This is a genomic window from Polynucleobacter sp., assembly GCF_044342855.1.
Lineage (GTDB): Bacteria > Pseudomonadota > Gammaproteobacteria > Burkholderiales > Burkholderiaceae > Polynucleobacter.
The window spans coordinates 1-16,635 of the sequence record NZ_JBIIPA010000002.1 but is presented as its reverse complement, the minus strand read 5'-3'; the positions used below and the strand labels follow the sequence as shown (position 1 = coordinate 16,635).

Annotated in this window: 16 protein-coding genes, 1 tRNA gene, 1 rRNA gene and 1 pseudogene; 12 read left to right on the top strand and 7 right to left on the bottom strand. The window is 45.9% G+C overall.

Annotated features, from left to right (window positions below; translation table 11 throughout):
• The first annotated feature begins 39 nt into the window (after nucleotides 1–39).
• The 6 genes from atpA to priA all read left to right on the top strand — a co-directional run bounded on the left by atpA (nucleotide 40) and on the right by priA (nucleotide 7,885).
• On the top strand, nucleotides 40–1,581 hold the full coding sequence (gene atpA / locus ACIQZ3_RS00990) for a F0F1 ATP synthase subunit alpha (protein WP_216225711.1): 1,542 nt from the start codon (nucleotides 40–42) through the stop codon (nucleotides 1,579–1,581).
• 17 nt (nucleotides 1,582–1,598) lie between these two features.
• Nucleotides 1,599–2,468 carry a F0F1 ATP synthase subunit gamma gene (gene atpG, locus ACIQZ3_RS00985; RefSeq protein ID WP_397389721.1) on the top strand — a complete coding sequence of 290 codons (870 nt, stop codon included), beginning with the start codon at nucleotides 1,599–1,601 and terminating at the stop codon, nucleotides 2,466–2,468.
• Nucleotides 2,469–2,523: 55 nt separating this feature from the next.
• Nucleotides 2,524–3,924, top strand: a complete 1,401-nt coding sequence (atpD, locus tag ACIQZ3_RS00980; protein WP_072582052.1) for a F0F1 ATP synthase subunit beta — start codon at nucleotides 2,524–2,526, stop codon at nucleotides 3,922–3,924.
• A 21-nt stretch (nucleotides 3,925–3,945) separates the two neighbouring features.
• On the top strand, nucleotides 3,946–4,362 hold the full coding sequence (locus ACIQZ3_RS00975) for a F0F1 ATP synthase subunit epsilon (RefSeq protein WP_015420208.1): 417 nt from the start codon (nucleotides 3,946–3,948) through the stop codon (nucleotides 4,360–4,362).
• Between the two features lie 9 nt (nucleotides 4,363–4,371).
• A complete protein-coding gene (hemE, locus tag ACIQZ3_RS00970; RefSeq protein WP_397389839.1) occupies nucleotides 4,372–5,490 on the top strand; it encodes a uroporphyrinogen decarboxylase in 1,119 nt (372 codons plus the stop codon).
• Between the two features lie 262 nt (nucleotides 5,491–5,752).
• On the top strand, nucleotides 5,753–7,885 hold the full coding sequence (gene priA, locus ACIQZ3_RS00965) for a primosomal protein N' (RefSeq protein WP_397389720.1): 2,133 nt from the start codon (nucleotides 5,753–5,755) through the stop codon (nucleotides 7,883–7,885).
• On the opposite strand, the gene gcvH is transcribed toward priA, so the two are convergent.
• A complete protein-coding gene (gene gcvH, locus ACIQZ3_RS00960) occupies nucleotides 7,882–8,274 on the bottom strand; it encodes a glycine cleavage system protein GcvH (protein WP_397389719.1) in 393 nt (130 codons plus the stop codon). The two genes, priA and gcvH, sit on opposite strands and share 4 nt — an antisense overlap.
• A gap of 73 nt (nucleotides 8,275–8,347) precedes the next feature.
• Between gcvH and ACIQZ3_RS00955 the strand changes: the two genes are divergently transcribed.
• Complete coding sequence (locus ACIQZ3_RS00955) at nucleotides 8,348–8,986, top strand: MBL fold metallo-hydrolase (protein ID WP_397389718.1); 639 nt, start codon at nucleotides 8,348–8,350, stop codon at nucleotides 8,984–8,986.
• Nucleotides 8,987–9,019: 33 nt separating this feature from the next.
• On the opposite strand, the gene ACIQZ3_RS00950 is transcribed toward ACIQZ3_RS00955, so the two are convergent.
• The 3 genes from ACIQZ3_RS00950 to ACIQZ3_RS00940 form a co-directional block, all read right to left on the bottom strand.
• Complete coding sequence (locus ACIQZ3_RS00950) at nucleotides 9,020–9,205, bottom strand: hypothetical protein (RefSeq protein WP_041396810.1); 186 nt, start codon at nucleotides 9,203–9,205, stop codon at nucleotides 9,020–9,022.
• Between the two features lie 41 nt (nucleotides 9,206–9,246).
• Nucleotides 9,247–10,389, bottom strand: a complete 1,143-nt coding sequence (locus ACIQZ3_RS00945) for a fatty acid desaturase (protein WP_397389717.1) — start codon at nucleotides 10,387–10,389, stop codon at nucleotides 9,247–9,249.
• Nucleotides 10,390–10,469: 80 nt separating this feature from the next.
• Nucleotides 10,470–10,545 (bottom strand) — tRNA-Arg (locus ACIQZ3_RS00940).
• Between the two features lie 106 nt (nucleotides 10,546–10,651).
• Here ACIQZ3_RS00940 and ACIQZ3_RS00935 point away from each other — a divergent pair.
• Nucleotides 10,652–10,876: a hypothetical protein gene (locus tag ACIQZ3_RS00935; RefSeq protein WP_397389716.1), complete on the top strand. Its 225-nt coding sequence runs from the start codon at nucleotides 10,652–10,654 to the stop codon at nucleotides 10,874–10,876.
• A 40-nt stretch (nucleotides 10,877–10,916) separates the two neighbouring features.
• On the opposite strand, the gene rsmI is transcribed toward ACIQZ3_RS00935, so the two are convergent.
• Nucleotides 10,917–11,822, bottom strand: a complete 906-nt coding sequence (gene rsmI / locus ACIQZ3_RS00930) for a 16S rRNA (cytidine(1402)-2'-O)-methyltransferase (protein ID WP_397389715.1) — start codon at nucleotides 11,820–11,822, stop codon at nucleotides 10,917–10,919.
• A gap of 107 nt (nucleotides 11,823–11,929) precedes the next feature.
• Here rsmI and ACIQZ3_RS00925 point away from each other — a divergent pair, with 107 nt between their 5' ends.
• Genes ACIQZ3_RS00925 through ACIQZ3_RS00915 form a run of 3 tightly spaced genes read left to right on the top strand, consistent with a single transcriptional unit; the run spans nucleotide 11,930 to nucleotide 13,584 of the window.
• Nucleotides 11,930–12,532, top strand: a complete 603-nt coding sequence (locus tag ACIQZ3_RS00925; RefSeq protein ID WP_397389714.1) for a phosphoheptose isomerase — start codon at nucleotides 11,930–11,932, stop codon at nucleotides 12,530–12,532.
• Between the two features lie 27 nt (nucleotides 12,533–12,559).
• Nucleotides 12,560–13,207 (top strand): BON domain-containing protein, encoded by a 648-nt coding sequence (locus ACIQZ3_RS00920; RefSeq protein WP_397389713.1) that lies wholly within the window; start codon nucleotides 12,560–12,562, stop codon nucleotides 13,205–13,207.
• Between the two features lie 23 nt (nucleotides 13,208–13,230).
• Nucleotides 13,231–13,584: a c-type cytochrome gene (locus ACIQZ3_RS00915; protein ID WP_397389712.1), complete on the top strand. Its 354-nt coding sequence runs from the start codon at nucleotides 13,231–13,233 to the stop codon at nucleotides 13,582–13,584.
• On the opposite strand, the gene ACIQZ3_RS00910 is transcribed toward ACIQZ3_RS00915, so the two are convergent.
• Nucleotides 13,581–14,240 carry a GNAT family N-acetyltransferase gene (locus ACIQZ3_RS00910; protein WP_397389711.1) on the bottom strand — a complete coding sequence of 220 codons (660 nt, stop codon included), beginning with the start codon at nucleotides 14,238–14,240 and terminating at the stop codon, nucleotides 13,581–13,583. The two genes, ACIQZ3_RS00915 and ACIQZ3_RS00910, sit on opposite strands and share 4 nt — an antisense overlap.
• 81 nt (nucleotides 14,241–14,321) lie before the next feature.
• Nucleotides 14,322–15,667: pseudogene (locus ACIQZ3_RS00905) on the bottom strand (IS5 family transposase).
• A 567-nt stretch (nucleotides 15,668–16,234) separates the two neighbouring features.
• Between ACIQZ3_RS00905 and ACIQZ3_RS00900 the strand changes: the two are divergent.
• A 16S ribosomal RNA gene (locus ACIQZ3_RS00900) occupies nucleotides 16,235–16,635 on the top strand; the annotation flags it as partial.

Here is a 16,635-nt window from a genome sequence, read left to right as displayed (position 1 = left end):
CCTATTAAGAACATACGAAATAAGACCCAGGAGTAAGTAATGCAACTCAACCCTTCCGAGATCAGCGAGCTGATCAAAAGCCGAATTAGCGAAATGGGTGTTGATTCCCAGCTTCGCAACGAAGGCACTGTAATTTCAGTGACCGACGGTATTTGCCGCGTACATGGCTTGTCTGGTGTTATGCAGGGCGAAATGTTGGAATTCCCTAACAACACAATCGGCCTCGCGCTGAACCTTGAGCGTGATTCAGTTGGTGCTGTGGTGTTGGGTGAGTACACCCACATTAAAGAAGGCGACCCAGTTAAATGTACTGGCCGCATTTTGGAAGTTCCAGTTGGTCCAGAGTTGCTCGGTCGCGTTGTAAACGCACTCGGTCAGCCGATTGATGGCAAAGGCCCAATCAATACCAAGTTGACTGACTTTATCGAAAAAGTTGCTCCAGGCGTTATCGCTCGTCAATCCGTTAGTCAGCCAGTTCAAACTGGTTTGAAGGCGATTGATGCAATGGTTCCAATCGGCCGTGGTCAGCGCGAGTTGATCATTGGTGACCGTCAAACTGGTAAGACAGCAGTTGCGGTTGACGCGATCATCAACCAAAAAGGTAAAGGTGTTTATTGCGTTTACGTTGCGATTGGTCAAAAAGCCTCTACTATTGCTAACGTTGTTCGCAAGCTCACAGAGCTAGGCGCAATGGAATACACCGTTGTTGTTGCTGCAAGTGCTTCTGAATCTGCAGCGATGCAATACCTCTCAGCATATGCTGGTTGCACAATGGGCGAATACTTCCGTGACCGTGGCGAAGATGCATTGATCGTTTATGACGATTTAACAAAACAAGCTGTTGCATACCGTCAGATTTCTTTGCTTTTGCGTCGCCCACCAGGCCGCGAAGCTTACCCTGGCGATGTGTTCTATCTCCACTCACGTTTGTTAGAGCGCGCTGCTCGTGTAAACGCGGAGTATGTAGAGAAATTTACAAATGGTTCGGTAAAAGGTAAGACGGGCTCTTTGACCGCATTGCCAATTATTGAAACTCAAGCTGGTGACGTTTCTGCATTCGTTCCAACTAACGTAATTTCGATTACTGATGGTCAGATCTTCTTGGAGACTGACTTGTTTAACGCTGGCGTACGACCTGCGATTAACGCTGGTATTTCTGTTTCACGTGTTGGTGGTGCAGCTCAAACTAAAGTCATTAAGAAATTGTCTGGCGGTATCCGTACCGACTTGGCGCAGTATCGTGAATTGGCGGCGTTTGCTCAGTTCGCTTCTGACCTTGACGAAGCAACTCGTAAGCAGTTAGAGCGCGGTCGTCGTGTTACAGAATTGTGTAAGCAAGCGCAGTACAAGCCTTTGCAAGTTTGGGAAATGGCTGCGTCGCTCTACGCTGTTAATAACGGCTACTTTGATGACCTCGAAGTAAAGAACGTATTGCCATTCGAAAAAGGTTTGCAAGATCATTTGAAATCTAAGTACGCTGATTTAGTTGGCCGTATCGAAGAAACAAAAGATTTGAGTAAAGATGACGAAGCTGCTTTGCGTGCTGCAATTGAGGATTACAAGCGTTCAGCCTCTTTCTAAGAGGACTCGCATAAATCATGGCAAGCACAAAAGAGATACGATCTAAGATCAAGAGCGTGCAAAACACGCGCAAGATCACGAAGGCAATGGAAATGGTCGCCGCATCCAAGATGCGTCGCGCCCAGGAGCGCATGCGTAATGCGCGTCCATATGCTGAAAAAATTCGTGAGATTGTTGCCAATCTTTCCAAAGCAAATCCTGAGTTCCGCCCTGCATACATGGCAACTCGGGAAGTGAAGAAGATTGGTACGATCTTGGTTACAACAGACAAAGGTTTGTGTGGCGGTTTAAACACCAACGTATTGCGTCTGATTGCAAACCAAGTGCGCGATATGGAAGGCAGCAATGTTAGTATTGAGTACACCGCCATCGGTTCAAAAGGCCTCCAGTTTTTAAATCGCTCTAAAGCAAAACTCATTTCTCAAACAATTCAGATTGGCGATACGCCACATATGGATGTTTTGATTGGTGCAATTACGGCTCAATTGGAGGCGTTTGAGCGCGGTGAAATTGATGCTGTTTATTTGGCATACACCCGCTTTGTTAACGCAATGAAACAAGAGCCTGTCTTAGAAAAACTCTTACCACTGGAGCCAGCTGAATTAACTCCAGAAGAGAAGGCAGGAAATTCTTGGGATTATATCTACGAACCTGATGCAGAGTCCATTTTGAATGGACTGCTCAAGCGTTATGTAGAAGCAATGATTTATCAAGCTGTTGCTGAGAATATGGCTTCAGAACAATCTGCTCGCATGGTCTCAATGAAGGCCGCTTCAGATAATGCGAAGAATGTAATCGGCGAATTGCAATTGGAATACAACAAGACAAGACAGGCTGCTATTACAAAAGAGTTGTCAGAGATTGTTGGCGGAGCGGCTGCTGTTTAAGCGGTCAGCGTTTAGGAATACGAAAGAATTCAGGAATTAAAAGCGGAGAAATGCGATGAGTAACGGAAATATCGTGCAGTGTATCGGTCCAGTGGTGGATATTCAGTTTCCACGCGACAAAATGCCAAACATTTATGATGCGTTGACATTAGTTGATAGCGGCGAAAAATCATTTGCTGAAAAAGGTTTGACCTTTGAGGTGCAACAACAGATCGGTGACGGCGTAGTTCGCGCGATTGCCATGGGTGCAAGTGATGGTTTGCGTCGCGGCATGGAAGTGAAATCTACCGGTGGTCCAATTTCTGTGCCTGTTGGCCCGGCAACATTGGGGCGCATCATGGACGTTTTAGGTCGTCCAATTGATGATGCAGGTCCAATTGCCACTGAAGAGCGTCGCGCTATTCACCAGCCAGCACCAAAGTTTGATGAACTCTCCCCTTCCGTTGACTTGTTAGAAACCGGTATTAAGGTTATTGACTTAGTTTGCCCGTTTGCTAAAGGCGGTAAGGTTGGCTTGTTCGGTGGTGCGGGTGTTGGTAAGACCGTGAACATGATGGAATTGATTAACAACATCGCTAAGCAACACTCAGGCTTATCTGTGTTTGCCGGTGTTGGTGAGCGTACTCGTGAAGGTAATGACTTCTACCACGAGATGAAAGAATCTAACGTTATCGACAAAGTGGCGATGGTGTTTGGTCAGATGAACGAGCCTCCTGGTAACCGTTTGCGCGTAGCGTTGACTGGTTTGACAATGGCTGAAGCGTTCCGTGATGAAGGCCGTGACATTTTGTTCTTCGTTGACAATATTTATCGCTACACACTCGCAGGTACTGAGGTATCAGCGTTGCTAGGTCGTATGCCTTCAGCTGTGGGGTATCAACCTACTTTGGCTGAAGAAATGGGTAAGTTGCAAGAGCGTATTACTTCAACTAAGACTGGCTCTGTTACATCTATTCAGGCCGTTTACGTTCCTGCGGATGACTTGACCGACCCGTCACCAGCAACAACTTTCTTACACTTAGACTCTACAGTTGTGTTGTCACGTGACATCGCTGCTTTGGGTATTTACCCAGCAGTTGATCCACTGGATTCAACCAGCCGTCAGCTTGATCCACAAGTAGTTGGTCAAGAGCACTATGAAGTTGCTCGCGAAGTTCAGATGACATTACAACGATACAAAGAATTGCGCGACATTATTGCAATTTTGGGTATGGACGAGTTGTCACCAGAAGATAAATTATCTGTGTCACGTGCTCGTAAGATTCAACGTTTCTTGTCCCAGCCTTTCCACGTTGCTGAAGTATTTACTGGTTCACCAGGCAAATACGTTCCACTAAAAGAAACTATTCGTGGTTTCAAAATGATCTGCAGCGGTGAATTGGATCACTTGCCAGAGCAAGCATTCTACATGGTGGGTTCAATTGATGAAGCCATCGAGAAAGCTAAGAAGCTTTAATCGAACTCATCTAGGGAAATTATGTCAACCATACGCGTCGATGTAGTAAGTGCTGAGCAATCCATTTTCAGCGGTGAGGCCAAATTTGTTGCGCTTCCTGGTGAGAATGGTGAGCTCGGTATTTTACGCGGCCACACTCCTTTGATTACACGCATTCGTCCCGGCTCAGTTCGTATTGAAAAAGCTGACGGTGATGAAGAGTTTGTATTCGTTGCAGGTGGCTATTTAGAAGTTCAGCCTGATCATGTCACTGTATTGGCTGATACTGCTATTCGCGGTCATGATTTGGATGAGGCTAAAGCCAACGAAGCTAAGAAGCGCGCTGAAGAAGCAATGCAAAATCGTGGCACTGACTTTGATTTGGCATTGGCACAATCAGAGTTTGCAATGGCAGCAGCACAGCTTGCAGCAATTGCTCGTTTCCGTCGTAAAAAGTAAGAGCCGGTCATCTCCTTGTTGTTAAATGATCGGTTTTTAAAAGCCTGCTTGGGCGAAGCGGTTGATCAAACACCGCTTTGGCTCATGCGCCAAGCGGGCCGCTATCTACCCGAGTACAACGCAACTCGTGCAAGAGCTGGAAGTTTTCTTGGTCTTGCTAAAAATCCAGCCTATGCTACTGAAGTAACGCTCCAGCCATTGGACCGCTACCCATTAGACGCAGCAATTTTGTTCTCCGATATTTTGACCATTCCCGATGCAATGGGTTTGGGCTTGAAATTTACTGCCGGTGAAGGTCCTAGTTTTGATCATCCCCTTCGCAAAGAAGAGGCGGTAAAAAAATTACGTGTTGCAGATATGGATCAGCTCAAATATGTTTTTGATGCTGTCTCTGAAATCCGTAAAGCATTAATTCAAGATGGAAGGCAGCGTGTCCCTTTAATTGGCTTCTCTGGAAGCCCATGGACATTGGCTTGTTACATGATTGATGGTTCAGGTTCCGATGATTTCCGGCATGCCAAGACGATGATGTTTAGTCGCCCTGATTTACTTGAACATATTCTTGAGATTAATGTGCAGTCGGTAGCCGCATATTTAATTGAGCAGGTAAAGGCTGGTGCACAAGCGCTGATGATCTTTGATACTTGGGGCGGTTTACTTCCCGATGGTTGGTATCAGCGCATGTCTTTGGCGGCCATGCAAAAAGTGATTGCGCTATTGCCTCGTGAGCATGAGGGACGCAAGATCCCAATCATCATGTTTACTAAAGGCGGTGGTGTTTGGTTAAACGATATGGCGCAAGTTGGGGCGGATGTCATTGCTATCGACTGGACCATGAAATTAAGCCGCGCTCGTAAACAACTTTTAGATATCAAAAAGCCTTTGGCCTTGCAGGGCAACTTAGACCCCCTCATTCTATTTTCAGAGCCGCAGCAGATTTCAGCAGCCGCCTCGAGCCTTTTGGATGACCTAGCCAGTGCCCCTGCACTAAAGCCTGGCTTACATTCTTTGGATGGCCATATCTTTAACCTTGGTCACGGGATTAATCAATTTACCCCTCCGGAAAGCGTAGCCGCCCTCTCTGAAACTGTAATATCCAGGTCAAAAGGCCTACGGGCAGCAAAATAAGCACAAGTAATTACTAACTTTGGCCAATATTAAGGCAAAAGTTATGCACAGAAACGTACAGAATCATAAATACAGTGAGATTCGTGTTAATTGTGAACTTTCACCTTTAGTAATCAATGCAACTTACTGATTTATATAGAAAATAAACATTAGGCTGATTTTCTATGCAAAATAGCATTCCTATAAAATAGCCATATAAATCTAAAACAGCGAATGATATCCACAGACTTATCCACAGGATAAGACGGAAGAAGTTAAGTAAATGATTCCCAAGCCCATCGTTGTACAGGTAGTGATAGATAAGCCTTTGGCTCAAGGCTTTGACTATCTGTGGGATGGTGAAAAATTAGGCAAATTACCAGAGATTGGCAATGTAGTCGAAGTATCTTTTGCTAGATCGAAGATGGTTGCCATAGTGATTAAAGTAAGCGATCACTCTGAATATGATTTAGCAAAGCTCAAATCCGTTGAGCGTCTAGCGCCGCTACCTGCTTTTGATCCAGCCCTTTTGCGCCTAATGAATTTTGCAAGCCAGTATTACGTCCATGCTTTGGGGGAAGCCATATTGCCGGTTATTCCACAGATGTGGAAAAAAGCTGATGATTGGGAAAAGATTCCAGAGAAACTGGAATCGGCAGAAAAGAAAAGCAAAAAAAAGAGTGCGGTTATCCCAGAAGGATTAATCACAATCGATCAACTGAACGACGAGCAAAAAAAGGCATTACAAGAATTATTGGCTGGCGGTGCAAAAGAAAATCAGTTTAGAGCAATCTTATTGCAGGGACAAACGGGTAGCGGTAAGACCGCGGTCTTTTTGAATTGGCTGGCAAGTATTCTCCAGGATGAAAGTGCCCAAGTATTGCTGCTTGTGCCAGAAATTAATTTAACGCCGCAATTAGAGAGGCGCGTGAAGGCATACTTCCCAGATAACAAAATGGCTGTACTGCATAGCGGTGTGAGCGAGAAGAAGAGAGGTGTAGCTTGGTATGAGGCAATGACCGGAAATGCGCAAATCATTTTAGGAACTAGGTTGGCAGCATTAACGCCTATGCCAAACTTACGCGCCATCGTCGTAGATGAAGAGCATGATCCATCGTATAAGCAGCAGGATGGTACGCGCTATTCTGCAAGAGATTTAGCAATATGGCGTGCGCATGATCAAAAAATTCCCATTCTTCTCTCTTCAGCAACGCCCTCTCTACAAACTTGGCTGGCTGCTCAATCAGGCCGCTATGAATATATACGTCTCGATCAACGAGCGCAGGGTGCTAGCTTGCCAAGAGTGCATCTAATCAATACGCGAGATCCACAAAATCAATTTAGCCCAGGTGATGTGGGGGTGCCAAAAGAAAAAAGCCTCATCACTAAAACACTCTCAAATGCAATTAGCAAATCATTGGCAGAAAAAAAACAATGCCTGATTTTAATTAATCGACGTGGCTATGCTCCTGTACTCAGTTGCTCGGCGTGCAATTGGTTATCAAAATGTACCCAGTGCTCCGCCTATACCGTAATGCATAAGGCTGGCGCATTAGGGAAGAGATCAGTGTTGAGCTGCCATCACTGCGGGTTGGTAAAGCCAATTCCACAGTTTTGCCCAGACTGTGGCAATGCTGATTTAAAAACTTTGGGCCATGGCACACAAAAGCTAGAAGACGCCATTGAAGAAATGTGGCCACAATCAAGGGTCCTGCGTGTAGATACAGACTCAAGTAGAAAGAGCAAAGGGGCAGAAGCGCTCTTTCAGGAAATACATGATGGCAATGTAGACATTGTTGTTGGCACTCAAATGATTGCCAAGGGACATGATTATCAGAACATAGGATTGGTTGCGGTCCTGGATGCCGATAGTCGACTTTATTCGGCTGACTTTAGGGCCGCTGAAAGATTATTTGCGCAGTTGGTACAGGTGGCTGGACGCGCAGGAAGGTCTGGCACCAGTGGTGAAGCTGGAGGTGATATTTATATCGAGACTCAGTATCCAGAGTCTCCGGTATTCCAGTATTTGTTAAGACATGACGTAGATGGATTCTTAGCATTTACTGCGAGTGAGCGAGAAGAGGCAAAGTTACCGCCCTACTCTTATCAAGCCCTTATTCATGCAGAAGGTAAAAGCCTAGATAAGGCGATTCAGTTTTTGAGTGAATTAAAAGCGCGCATCAGAAGCAGGGGCTTGATTACTAAAGAATTGAAAGTCTATGACCCCGTACCCAAGCCAGTCATGAGGGTGGCGGGATCAGAGCGCGCCCAGTTGCTTATTGAGTCAGGTAATCGTAAGACTCTACAAGAAGCGCTTGAAATGATTGATCAAGACCTGCGTCAAGATTCCACTGGAAGAATTAGTAAAGCATCGCGCATTCGTTGGCTGGTAGAGCGCGACCCAATTTCTATTTAAGCACCTGGTCCAGATTCATATTGCGTAAGAGGCATTAAAGCATTGAGATCTGCAGCCAGAGATTCTGTTGATGTCGGTTTAATTTTAAAAAGCCAAACTGCATAGGGCTTTGCATTTACTACCTCGGGGCTTGCATCCATTTCATCATTTAGGGCAACGATCTCACCACTAATGGGCGCATGAATATCGCTCGCTGCCTTAACGGATTCGATTGCAGCAATAGCTTCGCCCCGCTTTACTTGTTGCCCAATTTTCGGCGCTTGAAAAAACATGACATCACCCAAAGCTTCTTGCGCATGATTGCTAATGCCGACCCACACTAGCCCATCATCTTCAGTGCTGGCCCACTCATGTGTTTCTGCGAATTTAAACGTGTCTTGAGTTTTCATTGTGTATCCTGTGAGATATATTCTAGCGTCTTTGCCATAAACTAGTAGCCAATCAATTTAAGTGTTTTAATTTATGCCGATCAAATTAGGAATTGTTCCCGTTACGCCATTCGAGCAAAATTGCTCTATCTTGGTTTGCCAAGAAACTGGGGATGCAGCAGTGGTTGATCCTGGTGGGGATATCGATAAGATTTTGGCTGGCGTCAAGCAATTAGGCGGTACCGTTAAAAAGATTTTATTAACCCATGGACATCTGGATCATTGCGCTGCAGCCAAAGACTTGTCAGATCAATTAGGTGCGCCTATTGAGGGTCCGCAAATTGATGAACAGTTTTGGCTGGACCAATTACCCGAGCAAACTATACGTTTTGGATTTGGCCATGCAAAAGCATTTGTGCCAACTCGCTGGTTAGAGGATGGGGATCATGTGCAAGTGGGTAATGTGGATTTGGAGGTGCTGCATTGTCCGGGCCATACACCAGGCCATGTTGTGTTCTTTGATAAAGAAGATCGTTTGGCTTTAGTGGGTGACGTACTTTTTGCAGGCTCAATTGGAAGAACAGATTTTCCGCGCGGTAATCATGCCGATTTAATTAATGCCATTAAGACAAAATTATGGCCGCTAGGTGATGACGTGCAGTTTGTTCCTGGTCATGGACCTATGTCGACATTTGGCAAAGAGCGCCAAACAAACCCTTATGTCGGGGATTAATCAAGCTGGAGTTGGTAGAACCTAATTGAGAAATTAGGTTTTTGCTGAGCCTGTGCGGTGTGTGCGGTTATACAAACAGCTTGCGCAAATCCAGCGTTGTTTACGATTGCTTGTCGGAATCCATGTGCCACCTTCCAGGCGCTTTTCGCGACTGCATGAGGAGCAAAACTTAAGGCTCTGTGAGGTTTCTTGGGTAGCAGCTGGAGTCGAGGTAGTCATGGGCAATCCGGGTAAGCCAAATCTTGTGCAGAAGATCCATTTTACCCGTTTTGTCCCACTGGGGCTGGGCTTAGGACGACTCTGACGGAATCAGCCGTTTTATTGCCATCAAAATCCAGCCAAGCCTTGTTCTCGAAGTCATAGAGCTTGCATTTGCGCGCTGTATCGAAATACCATGCCCAAGAGAACTTTTGTACAAAAATACGCCCTGGAAGGATGGTTTCGAGTGTATTTTGGGCTTCTTGCAGGCGATATAGGGGTACGCTCATGTCCACGTGATGGGCTGTGTGCTCCATGATGTGGTGCATTAAAGAGCCCCAAATCCAGTTAAAGGTTAAATGAACCGTGGTTGAAACAAAAGGCTGGGCGCGTAACCACTCTGACTTCTTGTCGTACCAAGAAACACTTGGATGGGTATGGTGAACGTAGACTACAAAGCCAATCATGCCGTTCCAGAATAGGAATGGGATGGCGAAGCCAGTAATTAGGCCAAGCCAGATAGATTGCGCAGTAGCAATCGCGCCAGCAATCAGGCAGCCGATCCAAATAATGGCAAAGCCAGTCACCAATAAGTTGTCTTTTAGGAAGATTGGGCGATCACCTGGTTTGTTCTTCGCATTAGGGAAGTACTCGCGTCTCCACCAGATTTCAATCAGGTAGTAAAAAACTGGACCCCAGCCGCTACGGTAGAGGCGCTCTAAGGTTTTACGCCAAGCCGGTAGGGCATCAAACTCCGCCTTCGATAGCGGAGCCCAAACAAAGTCAAAGCCTTTGAGGTTAGTTTGGCCGTGGTGAACTACGTTATGACCTACATCCCATAAGCTATATGGGGTTAAGGATGGCAAGAATGCAATGCGACCCAGTATTTTATTGAGTTCACGGTGAGGCGTATAGCTTTGATGGCAAGCGTCATGGCCCAAAATAAAGATACGACCAGTAACAAAACCGGCAACCAAGCCCAAGATGATCTTGATGAAGATGCTTTCGACAAAAATGGTCCCAGCAATACAGGCAAGCCACAAAACGGCATCTAGCACTAAAAGCGCGATTGCTTTTGCGGTCTCTCCTTCGGCCATTGGGATCAGCCAGCTGCGAATGATTTTTCGATGCGGCAATGGAAGGTCAGGAGCCAAAGGATTGGCAATAGATGGCTCAGAGAGTGCGGAATTTAGATGATTTGACATGATAAGAATCAATAAGTTAGGTGCAAATGATAGCCTTTTTCACGAATTTACGCATGATATAGGTCAAAAACCCCCTGTTTTGGTGCGCCCGGCAGGAATCGAACCTGCGACCCTTGGCTTCGGAGGCCAATACTCTATCCACTGAGCTACGGGCGCCAGTAGGGAATTCGCTAACTACGCTATTGTAAGTGCCTATATCCCCCGCGGTCTCGTTATAATCTTTGCAAAGCAATCCTTAAACCCGTCAAACGATAAAAGTCCTATGAGCGAAGCGCACGGCAGCCTAATTAAGTCCCCCAAACAACTCATCATCATGGTGTTTCTCAGCTTTTTTGTACCCTTAATTGTTATTTTGTTGTTAATGGTGTTTGTAAACAATGGCAAGCGCGCAGATTCAGAAGCCTCAGCTGAGCAATTGATTAAGCCAGTGGCTCAATTGAATGTTCAAGAGAGCCCTGCGCCCAGCGATACGCAAGCAGCGAAGTAATCATTTGGCGCAATTTGAAAGCTGGCTACATGCCAGCTTTTTATTGCCCTTCGTTTTGCCCTTTTGCATCTAGGGCTGCTTGATAAGCATCTTTTTTGCTGATCCCAAGTATCTGAGCAAGTACAGCAGCAATTTCTTTGCTGCCCAAATATGGACTTAATGCATTAGCCCACAGCAATAAGGTTGAATGCTCTGGAGCCTCATCAGCATTGGCTTGGCGACCAGCGACCAAAATAATAAATTCACCTTTGAGGGTCTCCGCCTTCTCAAGCCACTGTGGAATATCGCCAGCTGTCAGTGTTACCAACTGCTCAAATTTTTTAGTGAGCTCTCTACCAACTAGGACTTGTCGCTCGGACTCTAATTCTTTGTGAAGTGTTGCGAGTGTTTCACGTATCTGATGTGGCGATTCAAAAAAGATGCTCGTTTTTGAATTGCTTCGAATATCTTGTAACAGTGCAGAACGTTCTTTGGCCTTATTCGGCCAAAAGCCCAGAAACTGAAAGCGCCCTTCTGATGGCAACATGACTGAACCACTAGCAGAAATGGCAGATGACACTGCGCTAGCGCCAGGAATGGGAATAATGCGAAAGCCTGCCTTTTGAACGGCATTGACTAGTCGTGCGCCCGGATCAGAAACGCCAGGAGTGCCTGCATCTGAGATATAAGCCCAGCGTTCGTTTTGGGAGAGATGCTGAATGATGTTTTGTGCGCCTGCAATTTCATTGTGCTCATGCAAGGCAACACATTTCTTATGAATGCCAAAGTGTTGAAGCAGGGGCGCGCTATGTCTGGTGTCTTCACAGGCAATGCCATCTACCGTGTTGAGAACATGCAGCGCACGCAGGGTGATGTCCCCCATATTGCCAATCGGGGTGGCAACCATATATAGGGCCCCAGTAGGCAGGTCCTGCTGTTTCAAAAAGTCAAAGGAGCTTAATTCCATGGGAGCAATCTTTTGCGAAAGAGATGTTAATAAGCAAGAGAATACGTCCCTTTTGAATTCATGGGCAGCGCAGACATTCCGTCTGTAGTTTGGCGCATAATAATGTGATGGATAAAGATACCCTCGAACGTTTGCGCGCTCGCGCATCCCAACATTTTTTAGACAGCATTGTTGTAAAGCAAGAGGCTGAAAAAATACTGCCTGAGCAAGTTGCTCGTGCCATCGTTACTATGACGGATTGTTTGCGCTCCGGTGGAAAAGTGATGGCTTGCGGCAATGGCGGATCTGCTGCTGATGCACAGCATTTTGCTGCCGAGCTCATTGGCCGTTTTGAAAGAGAGCGCCAAGAGTTGGCTGCAATTGCATTAACAACGGATACCTCAATCTTGACTGCCGTAGGAAATGACTACAGCTATGACGAGATCTTTAGCAAACAAGTGCGAGGCCTTGGAAAAAAAAGCGACATCTTGATTGGCATCTCCACTTCGGGAAATTCAAAAAACGTAGTGCAGGCCATTGAGGCTGCAAAAAAGATGGGCATCAAAATTATTGCGCTGACTGGTAATGGCGGTGGAAAAATTGCAACTCTTTTGGATGCGGACGACATTCATCTATGTGCACCCTCCACTCGTACCGCTCGCATTCAAGAAACACATTTAGTTTTGCTTCACGCTCTATGCGATGGCGTGGATCACCTTTTACTCGATTAACGTTTTAAATATAAAAAGGTATTACATATGCGCACATATTTCATTAGCAAGGTATTGGCCGTATTAATACTTGCCGCTTTCTTATCTTCTTGTGCAGTTGTTGCTGTAGGCGGTGTAGCTGCCGGCGCAAGCGTTATGGCGGATCGACGACCCCCAGCAGTTCAGGCAATTGATAAGGGGATCGGGCTGGAGGTAGAGAATGCTTTGGACAAGAAATTTGGAGATAGTGCGCACATTAATGTGACATCCTTCAATCAAAAAGTATTGCTGACCGGCGAAGTTAAGGATGCGAGTATTAAAGAGCAAGCTGGCGCCTATGCAAAAGCAAACAAGAATGTTCGCTCCGTATTTAATGAATTAGTCGTTGGACCAAACAGCACTTACACTTCTCGCGCCAATGATTCTTATCTCGAATCCAAAATCAAAACACAAATGATTTTCACAGACAAGTTACCATCGAATTCGATGGAGATTGTTGCTGAAGGCAGTAGTGTTTATTTAATGGGAATTTTGACTCAGAATGAATCGGCAATTGCCAAGAAAGTTGCGAGCAATATTGACGGCGTAAAAGACGTTTACGCTTACTTCGATAGTATTTCTGAGGCAGAAAAAGCGCGCTTAGAGAAACAAGGCAAGGCAGATGAGTCGCAGCCCAACACAATGCCTAAGCAGTAAATTTATTTGTTGAGAAGCGAGCAATGAATTTCTTTGGGCAGGATCCGAAATATTTTTTTCTTGCTGCCCTCTTCTCGCTTTGCTCTTTAAGAGTACAAGCTACTACTGATGATGCAAAGGCTGCCACACTTGCAAAACAAAACGCTTGCCTGGGATGTCATGCTGTTGATAAAAAGGTTGTGGGGCCTGGCTTTCAGGCTGTTGCAAAAAAATATGCGACTGATCCTGCTGCAAGCGCATTTCTAAAAAATAAAATTCTAAAAGGCGGCTCCGGATCTTGGGGTGTTGTGCCAATGCCAGCAAATGCGAAGTTAAGCGACGCTGATGTGTCTCTGCTTACAGGCTGGATTTTGCGCGGAGCGCCCAGTGCAAATTAAGTTGGACGAACGACTGGCTGACCCAGAAACCAAGACCACACATCATTTGAACGCTTAAGATTCTCTTTGAGTGCATAGTCAAAGTCAGCCCATTGTTCATTGGCCGCTTCCTCCACAAACGTAGCAGGATTTGCGGGTGGTAATTTTAAGTACGCATCCGCATCACCATAAGCGTATTCAACGCGCATGCCAGCCTTTTGGGCTAGATGCATCATGGCTCTATTGTTTGCCAAGCAATGAACAAATAGGGTTTCAATGCGAGTATTGCATGAGTGCACTGAAGCGCGCGCTAATAAAGCTGTCCCAATGCCCTGCCCGCGACCATCAGGGAGTACAGAAACCCCAAACTCGGCAGCCTGCGGCTGACCTTTAATTTTTGGTAAATATGCCAAATGCGCCATGCCAATAAGCTCTAGTTGTGAGTCAAAGCTACCAAATATCTTATCTCTATTGAAGTCCAGGCCTTCTACATAGTGATGAATGACCTCATCAGGGGTTTGTGTACCAAAACGCAGGCGACGATCTTCTTCATTTAAGAGTAGAAGATGGTGCAGAATTTCTTTTCTAAGGCCGGTGTGTAATTCGCGTACAGGGACGGCCAGGCCCGCCATATATAGCTTGCTAGGTAAGTGACTGTTTGCTAATTTATTGTGCATAGCAATATATTAGCAGAAATTAGAATAATTATCAGGGTTTTCCCTAGGCTTATAACTAGTCCACCCTGAACAATTCACTTTTCACAATGCCACTTGATGTGCAAGCTGATGTTGTTTCAGAATTGCCAATATATTTCTGAGTGGCAATGATAAAAATAGGGAACAAAAAAGCCGCGGCTTCCTGAGGATCAATTGCAGATTATGTCCAGCTCCACATAGCACTGCATGAAGCGCATCACCAATAGCGCCTTTAAGAGGATTTCTGGCTAATCTGCCATCCATCTTCATGTGGCCTATGGCCGGTTCGATACTGCTTCTGCGTTTAATCATCTTCTTGAGGGTTTTGCTCTGGGTTCTTTGTCCTGATCGCAATATTCGGATGCCATCAATCGCTGCACCCTTGTAACCCTTATCCACGATGGCAATCCTGGGACGGTGATCGGCCAGGATGCTTGCTTGCTCTAGCGCTTCATGCAAAGTATGACCATCATAGGGATTGCCCGGCATGCTTCGCATGCCCACTACTAAGCCTTCATTTAGCGTAGTGGCAATACTAACCTTCACGCCAAACTCATAAGGGTTTCTGGCTTTGCCCTTGGAGATGCACTCGGCTTCAGGAGCATGCAGGCTGTAGAGCTTATTCTTGTCTTTGGGCTTTTGAGTCAAGATGCGCTCTACTTATTGTAGTAGTTCAAACCCGCTTTGCTCTGCCCCTGATGGTACTTGCTCAAACTGACGGATGAGCTCACGATGGATGCGGCCTACTCTCGATTTGAGCTTACGCAGTGCGCCATGCATTCTTTTGTACTGCCGAGCATGGGCATAACGCCCTACTTGGATGGCTAATCTAGGCGCTTCTTTGTTGTAGTTCTGACGTAGAGTTAAGTTGCGCTCTTTGGCAAAGGCAACCAGATGCTGACAGGCGGTTTCTAATAGGGCGCTATCAGTGGGGTGGGCAATGGCTTTGGGCATGACGGTGGTATCGACAATCACACGATCAAGACTTTTTCTTTCACGACCGTCAGTTGCTTGGCGCAATCAATGGTCAAGCTGAGCAATAGCTCTACTCCAGCCTCTCCTAAACGCTTACGCCAGCGGGTGAGACTCGATGGATTAATAGGTAACTCCGTCTGAAGATAGATCTCACCGGTGAAGTATTGCCAATAGGGGTTCTCTAACCACGCATTAATCACCATCTCATCAGAGGCCCTAAAGGCATGCTGCAGATACAAAAGTCCAGTCACTAATCTGGGAGGTAATACTGGTCTGCCACGAGTAGTCACAAAGCGGCCAGAGAATTCTTTTTCAACGGCGGACCAATCTAGGGTATTGGCCAACTTAATCAGGGGGTGACTCATCTTAAGTTGCCCATCTAAGCGCATTAAGAACAGTTCATCGGTTTGAATGTCAGTAGCCTTGGGACCCATAAAACTTTCGTCAATATTTGCAAGGTTATTGATATAAACAACGCAAAACCTGGCAAATTGGTTGACCACTTTTGAGGTCTTTTTCTATATGGGGTATGGGTTTGGGGGATATTTCAGGGTGGACTAAGTAGGGCGGCAGAAAAGCAGCAAATGGGGGCTAAAAAGGTGAATGTTCCCCCTAAACCACTATCTAATGTATAAAAATTCCTAGAATATGAAAAAAAGTTGAAAATATTTTCAAACTACATCCCATTGTTTTTAAAGGGTTTATTTTAAAAATAAGAAAAAACTTCGCTTTTTTTATGAAAAAGACTACGAAAGGTGTTGACAGACCCTAATCACTAGGATAAAGTCTCATCTCTCTGCTGCAACGTTTTACGAAATACGAAAAACGAAGCGGCCCTCTTTAAAAATTAGTCAACCGATAATTGTGGGTACTAAGTGAAAGCATCAAGTCCTTCGGGACAGATGTAAATAAACAGTACTCATAGACAGTAAAAAGATTTGGTTTTATTACCAAGTCAATTTCTTGAATGAGTGCGACGATCCGCAAGGATCACAGGAATTGAACTGAAGAGTTTGATCCTGGCTCAGATTGAACGCTGGCGGCATGCCTTACACATGCAAGTCGAACGGCAGCACGGGTACTTGTACCTGGTGGCGAGTGGCGAACGGGTGAGTAATACATCGGAACGTACCTTATCGTGGGGGATAACGCAGCGAAAGCTGTGCTAATACCGCATACGCCCTGAGGGGGAAAGCGGGGGATCGAAAGACCTCGCGCGATTAGAGCGGCCGATGCCTGATTAGCTTGTTGGTGGGGTAAAAGCCCACCAAGGCGACGATCAGTAGCTGGTCTGAGAGGACGATCAGCCACACTGGGACTGAGACACGGCCCAGACTCCTACGGGAGGCAGCAGTGGGGAATTTTGGACAATGGGGGAAACCCTGATCCAGCAATGCCGCGT